Here is a 15,857-nt window from a genome sequence, read left to right on the forward strand (position 1 = left end):
GGTTATTGCATCATGCTGCAGCATGGGGATAAGGTCGTTGTCATTGGGGATTCCATTACGGATTGTGAACGGGCAAGGCCATATGGAGAGGGGCTTTTCGGAGCCAATGGAAAAGGATATGTATCCTTGTTCGATGCATTGGTTCAAACGGAGCATCCAGAAATGGAAATTCGCATTGTAAACATGGGTGTTAGCGGAAATACAGTTGTTGATTTAGAGAGCAGATGGGAGACAGATGTCGAAGAGCTGGAGCCCGATGTTCTCGTCATTTGCATCGGTATTAATGATGTGTGGCGCCAGTTCGACATGCCCTACATGTCCGAACAACATGTAGGGTCAGAGCGGTATTCCGATACTTACACTCATCTTATTGAACGCTCCAAGCCAAATGTGCGCGAGATTGTTCTTATGACGCCATTTTATATAGAACCGAACAAAGAAGATGCCATGCGTCAGACCATGGATGAATATGGCCGGATCGTGAAGGATTTGGCGAATGTTCATGGAGCAGTGCTTGTTGATACGCAACAGGTTATGGATAATCTGCTCAAGCATTTCTATCCGGCTGCACTAGCTTGGGATCGAGTCCATCCGAGCATTGTGGGGCATATGGCTCTGGCTAAGGCGCTTTATAAGGTCTGCTTTTCTAACTAATCCTCATACGGACAGGAAGTTATAGGTAAGTGGTAAGTGAACGAGCAAGGAGATGCTGCCATCTCTTCCTGTCAACTATTTCCTTATGGCTGCCGCATATTATTCGTATTCACTTTTTATCCATTGTTGTACGATCTTTGATCAAGGAATAAAGAACCGCACCAAATGCAAACGTTTACAACCGAACAAACTTTCCTTATTCGATTTTTTCAATGAATCAGAGGGAAGAAGATGTCCGTACACTACAGTCAAGCATGTGTTGAACGTATGGATTAACAGAAATGTTGAAGAGTTTGCTGCACAAGGTGTTGTTTGTGCCGGGAAGAAGGGCAGACAATTATAAATGATACTTATGATCACGTCTTGAAGCCGACAGCATTATTTTGCTGTCGGTCTTATTTTTCGCAGCCTGTTCATAAGTTTTTCTTATTTATTCGGTCGGAATACGTTATAATAAGAGTATTAGCAGTATACCCATGCAATCCTCCCATTGATTGCCCAAAATGATGCTGTTAGCGATTACACGACGGAAAGGGCTGATGCGAATTTGTGGACGACGGATATGATTATTTTCTTATTTGGTGGTTTGCTTCTGGCGGGAGTGGTTAGTGCCAAATTCTCGAATCGATTCAATGTGCCATCACTTGTATTGTTTATTATTGTAGGTATGGCATTGAATCCCCTTATTTATTACGATAATGCGAATCTGACGCAGTTATTCGGGATTTTGGCTCTAATCATTATATTGTTCGATGGAGGTATGCAGACAAGCTGGCGTGACATCAAGCCCGTAATTGGCGGATCTGTGTCGCTTGCGACCATCGGCGTGTTAATTACCGCTACGATATTCGGAGTGTGCTCCGTATTTATTTTGGGCATTGACTGGAAGGAAGGCATGCTTATTGGTGCGATTGTCGGCTCAACGGATGCTGCGGCAGTCTTCGCGGTTCTCGGCAGTCAAAATGTAAAAAAGCGATTAACGTCTACCCTAGAAGCAGAATCAGGCACGAATGATCCAATGGCGGTCTTCTTGACGATATCATTCATCCAATGGATTCAAATTCCGGACTTATCGGTTTGGGAAATGCTGTTTTCATTTGTGTGGCAAATGGGGCTTGGACTTGGATTAGGGTTGCTCGCTGGCTGGATTGCTGTTCAAGTATTGAATCGGATTGCCCTCGATACATCGGGCTTATATCCTGTACTTTCGATTGGATTCGCTATTCTCATTTATAGTGGAGTCGGGCTGCTGAAGGGTAGCGGCTTCCTCGCCGTATACGTAATGGCGCTAGTTATAGGCAATTCCGATCTACAGTATCGCTATACAATCGTAAAATTCAATGAAGGCTTCTCGTGGTTGATGCAGATTATGATGTTCATTATGCTGGGATTGCTCGTATTCCCTTTTCAACTGCTGGAGATTACATGGCAAGGCTTGGTGCTGTCTCTACTCCTCATGTTCGTGGCGAGACCGATCGGCGTGTTTATCAGTCTGATGTACAGCAAGTTTACGGGCAAGGAGAAGACGCTTATCGCATGGGCTGGCTTGAAAGGCGCGGTTCCGATTGTCATGGCCACTTACCCGCTTATTGCAGGATTGGAGCATGGACAGCTATTCTTCAATATTGTTTTCTTTATTGTTCTGACATCTGCGCTTATCCAAGGCGCTACCATTTCTCCGCTTGCGAAGCGGTTTGGGCTGACAGGGGAGCCAGGCGGACAGCAAGTACATTCACTTGAACTGGTATCGGTCGGCAAGATGAATATGGATTTGGTCAAGAAAACGATTGAACCAGGGGCTTGCGTGGAGAATAGTTATCTTCATCAGCTCAAATTGCCGGAAGATACCTTGATCACTGCCGTTATTCGCGGTGAAGAAATGATAGCGCCTAAAGGAACCACGCAGCTGCTGGCTGGGGATGTGGCGTACGTGCTTGTTGCCAAAAATCAAAGGGATGAAGTTAGAAGATTGTTCACGGAGATTGCAGATGGGCGATGTACAGTAACCAGCAGCAATCATGCTGAGTCGCCGCTAGAGACAGCGGATGAAGCTATAGAAGTAGAAGAACAAGCGGGGTTGGCTCAGATTAAAAGTTCAGCTTTAGAAAAAAAGAACGAAATGAACCTGTCTGCTAAAAAAGGAACATGAACGGTTAAGAGCGAATAGTACGATTATAGTGACTTTCAAGGGGGAAGTAGAATCGTATGTTAGGGATGGAGCAGCACACCTTCAGTATTCGCAAGCAGTCAGCGGAATGGAAACGGGACGACAAAACACTGCGTGGACTAATTACCCTACCGGTTGCAAGCGCTCCTGTTGCAGCGGTCGTCATGTGTCATGGATTTACAGGACATATGTTGGAAGGAAGGGGATTTTTTCGCAGACTAAGCGAACAGCTTGCACAAGCGGGAGTGGCGGCCATTCGTTTCGATTTTGCTGGAAGTGGGGAGAGCGACGGAACGTTTGAAGAAATGACGCTGTCTTCTGAACTGGCTGATGCGTTAGCAGTATTCCGATCTGTTCGTAGTATGGATGGCATCGATCCGAATCGTGTCAGCTTATTGGGTTTCAGTATGGGTGGGGCGGTATCGCTTCTGGCGGGAGCACAGCTGGGAGATGAGCTGCATCGCTTGGTGGGGTTGTGTCCTGCTGCAAATATTTTTGATATTGTAGCTAGGGAAGCGTCTGGGCCTCGCTTTAAGCAGTTGATGGAGGAAGGCCGCATGGAGATGAACGGCTTCATCGTAGGTCAAGGGCTGCTGGAAGATACTGTTCAGCACGATATGTATGCTGCCGCATCTCGCATCCAGTGTCCGACTTTGTTCGTTCATGGAACCGCTGATGGCGCTGTGCCTCCTTATATTTCGCATCGCTTAGCTGCCGCAATGGAAGGGCGAGCCGGCATCACGTGGATAGATGGTTCGGATCATGTATTTTCCTTGTCTGAGCATGCGAAGCAGGTATGTAAGGCAGTCGTACATTTTTTAGCGGATTAGCTGGTTTACGATAGATTGATGTGATTTATCTCCTTTTATTGGTATGAAAGATGCTGCACAATAGATTCAGGTGTGGTGTATGCGATATGGAATACGTATATGTCATGCAAGGTGCCCGTCCTTCTGCCCCCCAACTCCAGGTAGGGCGGGACTCTTAAAGCGATTAACGCATCTGCTTGCGAGCAGGTGCGTTTTTGCTCTTTATGGTCGTCTTTGCGTCGCGGAGAAATGGAATACTGACAGATTGAGTAATAAAAAAATGAGGAAAATGTTTCATAATGCTATTGTGAAATAGGACTAATTAACCGATATTATATAGTAGTACGTGAAAGTACAGCAAGGTTAAGAGAAGAAAGGTGAAGGCAATAGATGATGAAGTACGAGAAGCTGAATGATGCGTTTAAACACGTTGGATACAGCCCATATCGCTATGTCCATATCGTGGATGTTACGACTGAGGCTGTTGATTTTGATCATAGGGACAGAGAACGCGTAGATCAATTGGTTATTGGGTCAGAAGAACCAATGACAGAAGAGCAGTTAAAAGTGGAGGCACGCACGAAGTTGATGGAAGAACATCCTGATTTTCAGTTTTTCCGCGAGGTGCAGGTAGCAAAGCTTGATGTCGTGCAGGCGTTCGATTTGGAACTGCAGTAAAGCAGCAAGCATTTGTTATTACGGATGCTAAGTTCTCCCCTTAGGTGCGTTTTTGCAGCCGCATGTAAGGGGACGAGCTTTCGATAGCAGGAAAGGTACATATAGGGATAAGGAGATGAATCGGTTGTTCAAGGGGATTAAGAGAGCACAAGGGACGACACCGAGGAAGTGGAATTTGAATTGGAAATCATTCGTTTCCTCCGTATTTCAGAATCCATCGCGTTCCGTAGGAACGAAGCTATTTCTGGTGTTTGTCATCAGTATTATTGTGTTTGTATTTAGTGTAGGCATGATTTCATATTTCTTCTCCAAGAATGCAATTGAAGATCAAGCATCTAAATCCAATTACCAAACGATGGTTCAGGCCGCGCAAAAAATTGATCTTCAGCTGACCCAGTTCAACAATATGACGATGCAGATCATGTTCGATCCTAACTTGACAGCCTCGCTCAAAACGTTGAAGGACAATCAGATTAGCGCATATGAAAAGATTCAAACGATGGAAGCGATTACGAAAACGCTGCAAACCTACAGCGTAGGCAATCCGCTAATCGAAAATATTTATCTTATTCCGATCGATCCGAAGCGCAACACAATGGCTGCACTTGGCCTGCGCGGCAATTTGGATAATTTGCGCAAACAGGCATGGTTCGAAGAAGCGACGAAGAGCAATGGACAATCTATTTGGGTAGATACTATGCCGAAAGGGGTGGATAAGGCGCCGGAAGCTACATTTGGAATTGCGCGTCCGATGCGGGATTTGAACTCTGGCATGGCCGAATACATTGTACTGATGGAAATTCGAATCGCTACTTTTTCGAAATCGCTGGAAGGAATTAATCTGGGTGACGGATCTACGGTTCAAGTGATGAACCGCAGTGGACATTATATTTATTTTGAAGATGATGATAAGCTGACCAAGGAAGCTCCAAAGTGGCTCATGCCTCATATTGAGGATACGGCGAGTGTCGTTAGCGGCAGCACGAAGGTGGCTTCTGATTCTGATGGTGACATGCTTCTTGTGTATGATCAGATGCCATCGAGCCGTTGGATGCTCGTTGGAGCGGTTCCTGTGGCTGAGCTAGTGAAAGAAGCGAAATCCATTCTGACTCTTACATTCATCTCCATGCTTGCTGCTGCTGTCATCGCGGTTGTGATCGGATGGCTGGTTATCCAGTGGGTGGCTACTCCGCTCGTGAAGCTCCGCAATTTAATGAATGAAGGGGCACAGGGAAATCTGGCAGTTCGTGCGGTATCCAAGTCCAAGGATGAGATTGGCCAGCTTGCAAATGGATTTAATACGATGATGGAGCAAATTACGGATCTCGTGAAAAGCACAGATGCAAGTGCTCGCGCTGTTTTGGATACTGCTGCCTACTTATCGGAAGCATCTCGCAGCACGGCCATTTCCGCGAAGGAAATTGCGATTGCGACTGAAGAGATAGCTAAAGGTGCTACATCTCTGGCCGTTGAAGCTGAACGCGGTCATGATCTGACGCATAATATTGCTTCACAGATGACGACTGTTATTGATGCAAATGGACAGATGGATCTTTCTGTTCAGGCTGTTGCGGAATCGAGCACGCTTGGGGCGGCAAATATGACCTCCTTGATGAGCCGCACGACTTCAACAGGAGATATGATGCGATCTCTTGCAACGAAGGTCAATACACTTAGCGATAGTACACAATCGATTCGTAAAATATTGGACGTACTTCATAACATGACGAAGCAAACGAACATCCTATCCTTGAATGCTACCATTGAGGCTGCGCGTGCAGGAACTGCGGGCAAAGGCTTCATGGTTGTTGCAGATGAGATACGCAACCTAGCTGACCAATCTCGTCAATCCATCGATGTCGTTGGACAAATTACAGAGAAAATTCAGCAGGAGATTACAGAGACGGTTACGGCGCTGTCGGAAGCGTTCCCGCTCTTCCAGAAGCAAGCAGAAGCTGTGCAGGAAACGGATGTAATCTTCTCGACTGTGCAGCAGCAAATGGATGGCATGATTCAACAGCTTGGAAATGTGACGGGCTCGATTGGACGATTGAACGAGGCTCAATCCATTCTAGTTGAAGCGATGAGCAATGTAAGTGCAGTTGCTGAAGAGGCATCTGCTACGTCCGAAGAGGTGGCATCATTAAGTACGGAACAGTTGAATGTCTCGAACCGCTTAGTTGAGTTGTCGCAACAGCTTGAGGAAGTATCCTCAAACCTCAAGGAAACCTTATCTCAATTCAAATATTAGAATCATTCGCGAAGGCCCGTATCTGTTAGAGATACGGGCTTTATTTTGTGCGGGGATTGGAGAAGGCGTTCATTTATCGTAGTTTTATGCCCAATTGAAGCAGCCTGCGATGTATTCATCTACACCTAGAGTGTAATGTTCAAGAAATGAAAAATATGTTGAATTATGGATGTTGTTGTGCTATTGTTGAACTAACTTCACACGGAAAATGTACGGAAGCACCGTCATTAAGCGAGGCATTAGCATTAATGCCCGTTTGATGGCGGTGTTTTTTGTTTTGTCCAGGTATGGTGTAGGGGCGTTCTAAACCGTGAAGTAGGAAGGGGAGAGATGTATTAGCAGATGGGATGTTGTGATTGCTCATCCGCAAAAGCGCATACTGGACGGTTATACGGATTATTGGAAGCAATCCATGTACTATGAGTCGATGAATTTACGCGTATTTACTCAGTCCGATACGCTGGGCCATTATTTGCGGCTGAAGCCAGGCCTACATGTGCTTGTCGCTGAACCAGATTTGCTTCGAACCTTGTCTAAGGAGGATGTTAAAGGCATCATCGTGGTTGCATTGTCTATTGAGCAATCTGCTCAAGCGCTAGCAATAGACTTCCCATGCCACTTACAAAATCCTTACCAGCCGATCCCTCAGCTGCTGCAGTCGATTATTGAATATTGTCAATCGGAGGATATCAATGAGGAACCATGGAGAGGTAATCGCACATGTCGCATAGTTGGCATTTCCTCAACGTCCGGAGGAATAGGAAAAACCACTATGGCGCTTCACTTGGCAGCAATTGCTGTTAAATCCGGATTAAGGCCTTTTCTACTTAACATTGACCCGATTCAGGAGTACAGCGTATTCCTTCAAGGTATGGACGATCAGACTGAAGGGCGAATCCCCTTGGCTCAGCTTTTTTATTACTTAAAGAAGGCTGGGGAGGGGCATGTGTCCGAGTCGTTGTTCTTAGAGTCATCTATGCTGACTATTCCTATGCTCGGTGCACGAATGCTTCATCCAGTTCAATTGGCTGAAGAGTGGAAGTGGCTGGATGCGAGCCTGCTGCGTTCATTGCTGACTGCGCTTCAAGACAGCGGACAATACGACCTGATTATTGTTGAGGGGGCCTATATTCATCCTGCTTTTGAAGCTGTATGGGACATGGCAGATCAGGTTGTATGGCTTCTACTTGATGATATGGCCTATCTACAGAAGACGAGGATATTGTTACAGCAGTGGGAAAGCGCTGAAGAGACTGTGCTTCGTCAGCGAATGAAGCGAATACGCGTGGTATTGAATCGATATATGGGTTCCATGCAAAATGCATGGCAGCATCGAGAAGCAGGCATATCAGGATATTTACCTTACATTCCAGCATGGAAGCAAATTTATCGATTCGATCAATGGCTCCAATCCAGTGTATTTCGTTCAACCTTGGAGGAATGGGCTGGAACAGAGTTGGGACTATTCAGCATGGGCCGCTAAGGGGTGAATTTGTAATGATACGGGGAAAGGATAATCAGCCAGTCCAGACTAAAAGGCATTTGCAGATAGAAACGGATCGCATGTCGCTTGATGAATTGTATATCACGATACGGCAGAAGGTGCGTGAGAGTATGGAATGGGGAGATCCGCTATCTGATGAGGCTTTGATGGAGCGAATCGAGCAAGCTTTGTTCACTTTTTCCCAGGCTGCATACTTGGCATCGGCTGATCTTCGAACTGTGGTGCGCAGAGTCTTTTATTCCTTCCGTGGTCTTGACGCGCTTCAGCCGCTTGTAGAAGATCCCGAAATAACGGAAATTATGGTCAACAGCCATCGAGAATTATTCATAGAGCGCCAAGGTTATATGGAAAAACTGAATCTTTCTTTTGAAAGTGAGGAAAAGCTGGAGGATGTTATTCAGGCCATTGTCTCTCAAGTAAATCGTACGGTGAACGAATCTTCGCCAATTGTCGATGCTAGATTGCGGGATGGTTCGCGGGTTCATGTTGTCCTTCCGCCGATTGCACTGAAGGGGCCAGCGGTTACGATTCGAAAGTTTCCATCGAAGCCGCTTCACATGTTGGATCTTATCTGCTATGGCGCGCTGAGTGACGATGCGGCTCAATTCCTGCAAACCTTGATTAAGGGGAAATACAATTTGTTCATCAGCGGGGGTACGGGCTCGGGAAAGACGACATTTCTAAACGCACTGTCCCAGTTTATTCCAACTGATGAACGGGTGATTACAATCGAGGATGCGGCAGAGTTGCAAATTCATTCAGTTCCAAACTTGGTATCCCTCGAAACGCGAAATGCCAATTCCGAAGGCAAGGGAGCCGTTGCGATGCGAGACCTGATTCGCGCCTCGCTTCGAATGCGGCCGAACCGCATAATCGTGGGGGAAGTGCGTGGAGCTGAAGCATTGGATATGCTTCAGGCGATGAACACAGGCCATGATGGTTCTTTATCGACAGGCCATTCCAATGGGCCAAAGGATATGATAAGCCGCCTGGAGACGATGGTGCTAAGCGGAGCGAATCTCCCCGTCATTGTGGTTAGGCAGCAGATTGCCTCTGCAATTGACGTAATTGTGCATCTGGCAAGGATGAGAGATGGCTCGCGCAAAGTGCTGGAGATTGCAGAAGTAAGAGGATTTGTCGAAGGCGAAGTGCAGTTGTCGAGCTTATATCAATTCGAAGAGAGCGGTCAAGAAGATGGCAGGATTATCGGGAGGCTGGTTAAGCGCGGGACGTTAGAACATGTGGACAAGCTGCGAATGGCAGGACTTGAGCTGCCTTGCGTGGGAGGGGACGGGGAAAGTGAAGCAACAGAAGGATAAGGCGGAGACGGGACTTCCTCGATACGATGCATATGTTTTGAACCATAAGGAGAGGATCTTCGCGATCCTTGCGGGATGTTCAGCAATGGCTGGTATCGGATACCTGTTTTATCAGCATTGGCTCGGGATGATCCTGCTATCAATCATTGGTGTTCGCTATACCCGTATCCGCCAGCGAACACTGCTTGAGCGCAAGCGATCACAATTGACCTTGCAATTTAAGCAGACTTTATATTCATTATCATCCGCTCTCGGTGCAGGAAGGTCAATGGAGAATGCATTTCGGGAGGCTGCTCAGGATCTAAGGCTTCTCTATCCTGGAACTGATGTAGATATGATTCGGGAGCTTCACATTTTGTCATTGCGCATGGAGAATGGAGAACCGGTAGAACAAGCCATGATGGACTTCAGTGAGCGAGCGCAGCAGGATGATATTGCGAATTTTGCAGATGTATTTATGACCTGTAAGCGAACAGGCGGGGATTTGATTGAAGTAGTGCGCCGGACCTCCTCCGTCATTGGCGAGAAAATGGATATTCTACAGGAGATAGAGGTACTTGTGGCGCAGAAGAGGCTAGAGATGAAGGCTATGATGGCTGCCCCATTTTTGTTCTTGGCATTTCTCAATATGAGCTCGCCTGACTTTATGACGCCGCTGTATGAAGGGATTGGCAGAGTGATTGCAACGGCCGCATTAATCGTGCTGTCCATTGGAGTTTTATTGATTCATAAATTAATGGATATTCGGGTCTAATCAGACATTTTATTTCCGATGAAGTTGTTTAGTGAAAGGGGAGGTAGTTGTGCTGCCTACTTGGATCTGGGGCATATCCAGTATGGTAATTATCGTGCTGTACGTTTTGATGAATCAAGCTGGAAAAGCGCGATATGCTGAATTGCTTGCTGTCATTGGCTCGGAAATGAAAACAGCGAAATGGCTTCCAGCATCATTGATGTGGCAGGAGAAGCTGCAGCCAATCCTGGATACTCACCCCGCCCTAGCGAAGATAAGGCAGGCGCTTATGCAAATGCATGGACCAGTACGATCTCATTCGATGTATCGGGGAGTGATGGCGGAGATGGGGCTGTATCTGTTCGGGGGAGTCGTAGCGGGATTTCTCCTTCCTGCTGTAACAGACGGCAGCTTCACTACTATGGCAGGCGGTATGCTGCTCGGCGTCATTCTCCCGCTCGTGCGCGGCAAGGAGGTTGTCAACAAGGCCGAGCGCAGACGCCAGGACATACAATTGGAGCTTCCGGAATTGATTAACAAGCTAAATCTGCTTGTACAAGCTGGGGAAACCGTACCGAAGGCACTTGCAACCTGTATTGAGCGGAAGAAGTCAGAGAACCAGCATCCATTATACATAGAGTTGTTTCGAATGATGTCAGATGTACATAACGGCTATTCCTTCGCGCAGGCAATGGAGCTGCTGGCGAAGCGCTGCTCGATGCAAGAAGTATCTATGTTCGTGACTACAGTGCTCATGAACCAGCGGCGTGGCGGGGAGACATTCATGCTTGCGATGGCGGATTTGGGCAGACAATTGTGGGACAAGCGCAAAACGGTGGCACGCAAGCGGGGCGAGGAGTTGTCAACGAAGCTGGTATTTCCGATGATGTTGATGTTTCTAGTTGTTCTTGTTGTTGTCGGTGCGCCAGCACTATTGATGATGCAGGGGTAATATTATCGTGTTTTCATTTTTATTGGAATTAAAGGAGGATAACAATGTTGAACTCACTATGGAAACGATTATGGGTCGAAGAAGACGGGCTTGGCATGGTGGAGATTGTTGTCATTATTGCCGTTATTGTCGTTCTTGCACTTACATTTCGGGAACAAATCAAGGAGTTTCTGAAAGGGCTATTTGCAAAGGTGGACACCGAGAAAAATAAAATTTTCGATAGCACGCCATAAGAGGGGATTTCCTTGAAGAAAAATCTTCATAAATGGTGGAAACGGCTTATTTCCGAAGAGGGTACTTACACGGTTGAAGCGAGCATCATATTTCCAGTTGTTTTTTATTGTTCTTTAGCAATGCTTTTCTTCGCGATGCTGATGTTCCAGCACGTCATGTCGTCACATGCTGCGACGCTTGCGGCAGAGCGGGGAGCAGCCTTCTGGGACAATAGCTTCAAAGACGCAACTACGGGTTCTTATCCAGAAGGCAAGCGTGATGGGCTGTACTGGCGATTATTCGATGATTTTATGCTGGATCGTTTGCTTGGTGTTGTAACCGGCAGTGTGACGAACGAAATTTCGCTGCCAGTCAGCAGCGACTCTTCTTCACTTCCAGAGAAGAAGCTCATGCGGGCAGGAAGACTTTTGCCGCCTATTTTTCAGGGAGAGATGAAATTCGACAACATTGCAATTGAACGCAAGGTAAAGGTTTCACTTGATCGTCCCTTGTACCAAAAGGCATTTGCGCAGCTTACTGGACGTCGAGTATCTGGAGAAGGCGAGGCTGCCGCAGCCGTTGTGGAGCCTGTAGAATTTATACGTTCCGTTGAATTTGGACGGTATATGTATACCAAGCTCACTCAATGGAAGCAGAAGGGAGTCACGAATGAGCAAGCTGCTGATACGATTAAGCGGGCAGCTAAATAGCAGATGGAATCGAAAAAACCTCAATGATAGATGCGGAGGTGTTCAAGCGGATGGGGGACGAGAGGAGAACTCGCATGAGGCGAAGTTTATGGAAAGATGTTCAGGGCTCCGTATCCGTCCTTCTCATTTTTATCGTTGCCGCAATCTTTCTGTTTACGAGTGTGCTCATTGATTATGCTCGTATAGCGGCCGCTGAGTGGCGGGCGGAGGTGCTTGCTCAGAGCGGAATTCGCTCCGTTATGTCAGCCTATGAACCTGCACTGCAGCAGCGTTATCAATTGTTCGCTTACGGACAGTCCGATCCGGCCATTATTATGGATTATGTAATGCAGGATCAGGCGAGGCTAAAGGCTACCGGTGTATTTCCATGGGTATCTGTGCTGTTAGACAGCCATTCCACCTCGATTACGAGAGAACTTGGACGATATGATGAGTTGGAGCGGCAGATCTTAGAAGATATGAAGTACAAGGCGCCTGTTCAATTTGCGTTTGATTTGTCCAGCAAGTTGAAGCCAATGTCCAAAGTAATGAAGGAAGCAGCGCAAACAACAGAGCTGCTATCCAAGTTGCAGAAGCTGGTTGACAAACGTGATAAGGAAATACGCACAGCCTTTAAGCTACAGATCTCGCTTCGTAATGATGCTGCACGATCTGACCTGTCCAGCCGAATAGCGACAGGAGAAAGCGATATCATGCGAGATAGCTCGCTGGATTCAATTCGAAGTGCAGCGGATATGGGAGCACAATATTCAGATTATGTATATAAGATTCGTTTGGATGAGAACCGTGCTGAAGATGAAGACAAGCAATATGAGGATGCTACGGATGCGTATGAGACTGACTCATCAGATATGTCTAGAAGGCTGATGTCGGCTTCCTCTAGCTTATTGGATCAGCATCGTAAGGGGGTGAATACGGCTCTGATCCATATTGAGAGGGCCCGTCAATACAATGAAGAAATGAAGCAGGTCATTCAAGAGGGGCGTGCCAGCTCGAATTACAACGGATATGACCAAGTTGGTCAATCCAGTGAGCCAAGTGTAGGGACGATAAGTGATTCTGAACAGATGTCAAATGAAATTAAACGAATTAATGAAGCTGCTGATGATCTAGTGATTCCAGACACTTTCATTACGGAATGGAAGCAGGAGGTAGAAAGACAGCTTCGCAGCATGGAGCAAGTGAACGAAGCAGCGAATCAGGTTCAATCAACGGCAAACCAAATTATGGGAAGGACAATATCCTCTTATAGTCTAAAGACTACGGTTTTCAGTTTTTGGAGGCAGTGGCGTCAGTATGCAAAGGATTACGTAGACGCCTCTAATGTGATCGATGCCAGGGAGCAGCAGTTTGAAAAGCAACGATCCACGGAAAAGGAGCGCAAGCAAAAAGAAAAGGAGGCAAATGAAAAGCTTGGAGAAGCAACTGATTTATTGTCTTCATTAAAAAAACTGAAGAATCAGTTAAAGGAGCATGATCAACTGTTTCAAGAAGTAAAGAAGAAGGCAGAGGCTATCGCGGCTTTTAATGATAGTGTATCCGAAGAAGAGACTGCAGCAGACAAACATTATGAGAATGCGGTAGAAGAGGGAAAGGAGTCTATGGATTCTGTTACCTCGATTTATGACAGCATTGCAAGTGGGTTTAGTTTGTTAAAAGATCGATTATACCGCAATGAGTATGCGTTCCTCTACTTCAACTCTTATGATCCTATGAAGCTGAAATCGATGCTTACGTCAAATAAGCCTGCGGATGAGCTGGTACAATCCTTATCCATACATAACCAGGAAGTTGAGTACATATTGTATGGATTCCATAATCCATCAAGTAATGTTGCAGCAGCTTTTGGGGAAATATTTGCAATGCGGCTTGCGATTCGGACAATGGAGGGTTTTATCGAGTGCGCAAAGTTGAAACATCCGCTGCTCATTTTAATAGCTGCAATTTTATATGGAATTGAACAGGCGGTTCAGGATCTGATTCTTCTCGCTACGCAAGATAAAGTGCCGATTTCGAGATACTTGCCTTCTGTTACATTGTCGTATTCGGATCACTTGCGTTTGTTTATGCTCGTTCATGGCAGTCGAGAAGGAATGCTGAAGCGCATGCTCGCTCTTATTCATCAAAATACAGGTATCGATCCTACGACTAGAGGAACCTATGGTGACACAGAGCTGCGAATTAGCACACCATTATGGTTCCTGCCCGGGGTAATGAAATGGATTGGGCAAACCGGCATATTGGGCGGTGAAATCGAGAATGGAAGATACTATGCAACAAAGACTTCTGTGTTCTCATATTGACGGCAAGAAACAGCTTGCAAAAAGATATTGCTTTGGACGAGAAGGCAACTGGATGCGCCGTTTTATCGGCGATGGAAGGGCCAGTATCACAATTGAAGCTGCGCTGATGCTGCCGATGGTACTGTTCTTGTTTTTGTTTTTTGTGTATATGATTTACGCCTCAGTAATTACGACATCTCTGCAATCCGCAGCGACGAATACAGTGAAGCAGGTAGCTGCTCACATGTATCCTATCGAGCTGATAGTGAAGAAAGGGGCATCAAAGGATAGAGACAGCAAAAGCCCCTTTCTTCGCAAGCCGCCAGCAATGGCTCTAAAAATGACAGCACGGCAGTTCGCTGAGCGCTTTAGTAATGCCTTGCCCCCACCTTTGAATCAATGGGCTTCCGAGCATGTGGTAGATTGGGCGGAGAGACGAGCAGAGGCAGCAGGAGAATGGGGACAGGCTCGCGTTGGAGCAGCTTTGTTTAAGCCTTTGCTCGTTCGTTATGGAATTCAAGGGATATTAAAGGAAGAGCGGATTCGGATTACACATATGAAGCTGCCGGATATTGTGGATAAGGAAGAGCCTTATATTGCGATAGAGGTAGAGTACGATCTACCTATGCGTGTGCCTTTTCTCTTGAAGACTATTACTTTAGCTGCGAGAGCATCAGAGCGGGTATGGATTGGAGACGGCCCCCAGTCGAGAACGGCTGGGGGAGAAGCAATCGCTGAGGGGGATGCGCCACCTGCATTTGTTAGTCTGGAACCAGATCCCTTATTGCCTGGACGTAAAGCCAAGTTGGCGATTAAGGCTATACCACATGAAAGGGTCGAGCTAGTGGTCTTCTATAAAAGTGGAAAGAGTAAAGCAAGGCATATTGGATGGGCTGAAGCGGATGCCGACGGCAATGTAAGCTGGGAATGGCTCGTATCTGGCAATACAACATCTGGTGAATGGAGATTGGTCGTGAACACAGAAGAAGGAAGAACTGCAGAGAGGCAATTTACAGTAAATTAATTTGTATGGCTACCGCATGGGTGAAAGGATGCTGCCGAATGATATGGTCGATCGGGCTATGTGGGATATTGCTTGTGGCTGCGTTTAAAACCGATTTGCGAACTCGAAAAATACCCAATTTTTTAACCGTTTCGATTGTGCTTGTAGGCTTCATTGGACATTGTGCTGCAAATGGATGGGGTGGTCTGCTATTCAGCCTATTGGGGGCTGTCTGTGGCTTCGCTATTACACTTGTACTTTTTATACTTCGCGCCGTTGGTGCAGGAGATGTCAAGCTGTTTGCAGCGATAGGAGCATGTATGGGGGCTACTTTTGCATGGGACACATTTGTTTACGCCATTATATACGGCGGGATGATTGCGGCAGCAATCATGCTATTCGGGCGTGAAAGAAGATGGAAGCGATTTGGAACGGCTATCATTCAATTTATGTGGCTTCGTTCTGCGGCACCTTTGAAGCATGTGACCTCCAATCAAGCAACCTTTCCCTTTATGTGGGCGGTACTGCCCGCAGCGATAACAGCATATTGGGGTCAATTATGGATCTAGGAGGTGGTCGGTG

14 protein-coding genes are annotated in these 15,857 nt (G+C 46.5%); all 14 read left to right on the forward strand.

Annotated elements, in window-relative coordinates; all coding sequences use genetic code 11:
- Positions 1-9: 9 nt before the first annotated feature.
- The 14 genes from ACQ5BJ_RS13685 to ACQ5BJ_RS13750 all read left to right on the forward strand — a co-directional run bounded on the left by ACQ5BJ_RS13685 (position 10) and on the right by ACQ5BJ_RS13750 (position 15,844).
- A complete protein-coding gene (locus ACQ5BJ_RS13685; RefSeq protein ID WP_040735445.1) occupies positions 10-654 on the forward strand; it encodes an SGNH/GDSL hydrolase family protein in 645 nt (214 codons plus the stop codon).
- A gap of 562 nt (positions 655-1,216) precedes the next feature.
- The gene (locus ACQ5BJ_RS13690) at positions 1,217-2,803 is read left to right on the forward strand and encodes a potassium/proton antiporter (protein WP_430111038.1); all 1,587 of its coding nucleotides are present in this window, start codon (positions 1,217-1,219) and stop codon (positions 2,801-2,803) included.
- Between the two features lie 56 nt (positions 2,804-2,859).
- Positions 2,860-3,651: an alpha/beta hydrolase family protein gene (locus ACQ5BJ_RS13695; RefSeq protein ID WP_268600474.1), complete on the forward strand. Its 792-nt coding sequence runs from the start codon at positions 2,860-2,862 to the stop codon at positions 3,649-3,651.
- Between the two features lie 369 nt (positions 3,652-4,020).
- Positions 4,021-4,308 (forward strand): hypothetical protein, encoded by a 288-nt coding sequence (locus ACQ5BJ_RS13700; protein WP_005543874.1) that lies wholly within the window; start codon positions 4,021-4,023, stop codon positions 4,306-4,308.
- A 124-nt stretch (positions 4,309-4,432) separates the two neighbouring features.
- Positions 4,433-6,559 (forward strand): methyl-accepting chemotaxis protein, encoded by a 2,127-nt coding sequence (locus ACQ5BJ_RS13705; RefSeq protein WP_268621390.1) that lies wholly within the window; start codon positions 4,433-4,435, stop codon positions 6,557-6,559.
- 352 nt (positions 6,560-6,911) lie between these two features.
- Positions 6,912-8,042 (forward strand): ParA family protein, encoded by a 1,131-nt coding sequence (locus tag ACQ5BJ_RS13710; protein ID WP_430110536.1) that lies wholly within the window; start codon positions 6,912-6,914, stop codon positions 8,040-8,042.
- A gap of 80 nt (positions 8,043-8,122) precedes the next feature.
- Positions 8,123-9,382 (forward strand): CpaF family protein, encoded by a 1,260-nt coding sequence (locus tag ACQ5BJ_RS13715; RefSeq protein ID WP_430111036.1) that lies wholly within the window; start codon positions 8,123-8,125, stop codon positions 9,380-9,382.
- The gene (locus ACQ5BJ_RS13720; protein ID WP_005549059.1) at positions 9,363-10,136 is read left to right on the forward strand and encodes a type II secretion system F family protein; all 774 of its coding nucleotides are present in this window, start codon (positions 9,363-9,365) and stop codon (positions 10,134-10,136) included. Before ACQ5BJ_RS13715 ends, ACQ5BJ_RS13720 begins: the two co-directional genes overlap by 20 nt.
- Positions 10,137-10,185: 49 nt before the next feature.
- Positions 10,186-11,067 carry a type II secretion system F family protein gene (locus ACQ5BJ_RS13725; protein ID WP_367667493.1) on the forward strand — a complete coding sequence of 294 codons (882 nt, stop codon included), beginning with the start codon at positions 10,186-10,188 and terminating at the stop codon, positions 11,065-11,067.
- A 44-nt stretch (positions 11,068-11,111) separates the two neighbouring features.
- On the forward strand, positions 11,112-11,300 hold the full coding sequence (locus ACQ5BJ_RS13730; protein WP_005549056.1) for a Flp1 family type IVb pilin: 189 nt from the start codon (positions 11,112-11,114) through the stop codon (positions 11,298-11,300).
- A gap of 12 nt (positions 11,301-11,312) precedes the next feature.
- Positions 11,313-11,990, forward strand: a complete 678-nt coding sequence (locus tag ACQ5BJ_RS13735; RefSeq protein WP_005549055.1) for a pilus assembly protein — start codon at positions 11,313-11,315, stop codon at positions 11,988-11,990.
- 74 nt (positions 11,991-12,064) lie between these two features.
- Positions 12,065-14,293 (forward strand): acyl-CoA cholesterol acyltransferase, encoded by a 2,229-nt coding sequence (locus ACQ5BJ_RS13740; protein WP_430110532.1) that lies wholly within the window; start codon positions 12,065-12,067, stop codon positions 14,291-14,293.
- Entirely contained in the window at positions 14,262-15,296 is a 1,035-nt protein-coding gene (locus tag ACQ5BJ_RS13745; RefSeq protein WP_430110529.1) for a TadE/TadG family type IV pilus assembly protein, read from the forward strand. Before ACQ5BJ_RS13740 ends, ACQ5BJ_RS13745 begins: the two co-directional genes overlap by 32 nt.
- 38 nt (positions 15,297-15,334) lie before the next feature.
- Positions 15,335-15,844, forward strand: coding sequence for an A24 family peptidase (locus tag ACQ5BJ_RS13750; protein WP_430110526.1), 510 nt, complete (start codon positions 15,335-15,337; stop codon positions 15,842-15,844).
- Positions 15,845-15,857: the final 13 nt, after the last annotated feature.

The sequence above is a fragment of the Paenibacillus sp. B1-35 genome, from assembly GCF_050474385.1.
Classification (GTDB): Bacteria; Bacillota; Bacilli; order Paenibacillales; family Paenibacillaceae; genus Paenibacillus_B; species Paenibacillus_B alvei.

Excerpts from the sequence above, each read along its gene's own strand:
- ACQ5BJ_RS13690 (WP_430111038.1), top strand. The coding sequence starts at position 1,217 with ATGATTATTTTCTTATTTGGTGGTTTGCTTCTGGCGGGAGTGGTTAGT.
- ACQ5BJ_RS13695 (WP_268600474.1), top strand. The coding sequence starts at position 2,860 with ATGTTAGGGATGGAGCAGCACACCTTCAGTATTCGCAAGCAGTCAGCG.
- ACQ5BJ_RS13700 (WP_005543874.1), top strand. The coding sequence starts at position 4,021 with ATGATGAAGTACGAGAAGCTGAATGATGCGTTTAAACACGTTGGATAC.
- ACQ5BJ_RS13715 (WP_430111036.1), top strand. The coding sequence starts at position 8,123 with ATGTCGCTTGATGAATTGTATATCACGATACGGCAGAAGGTGCGTGAG.
- ACQ5BJ_RS13730 (WP_005549056.1), top strand. The coding sequence starts at position 11,112 with ATGTTGAACTCACTATGGAAACGATTATGGGTCGAAGAAGACGGGCTT.
- ACQ5BJ_RS13740 (WP_430110532.1), top strand. The coding sequence starts at position 12,065 with ATGAGGCGAAGTTTATGGAAAGATGTTCAGGGCTCCGTATCCGTCCTT.
- ACQ5BJ_RS13745 (WP_430110529.1), top strand. The coding sequence starts at position 14,262 with ATGCAACAAAGACTTCTGTGTTCTCATATTGACGGCAAGAAACAGCTT.
- ACQ5BJ_RS13750 (WP_430110526.1), top strand. The coding sequence starts at position 15,335 with ATGATATGGTCGATCGGGCTATGTGGGATATTGCTTGTGGCTGCGTTT.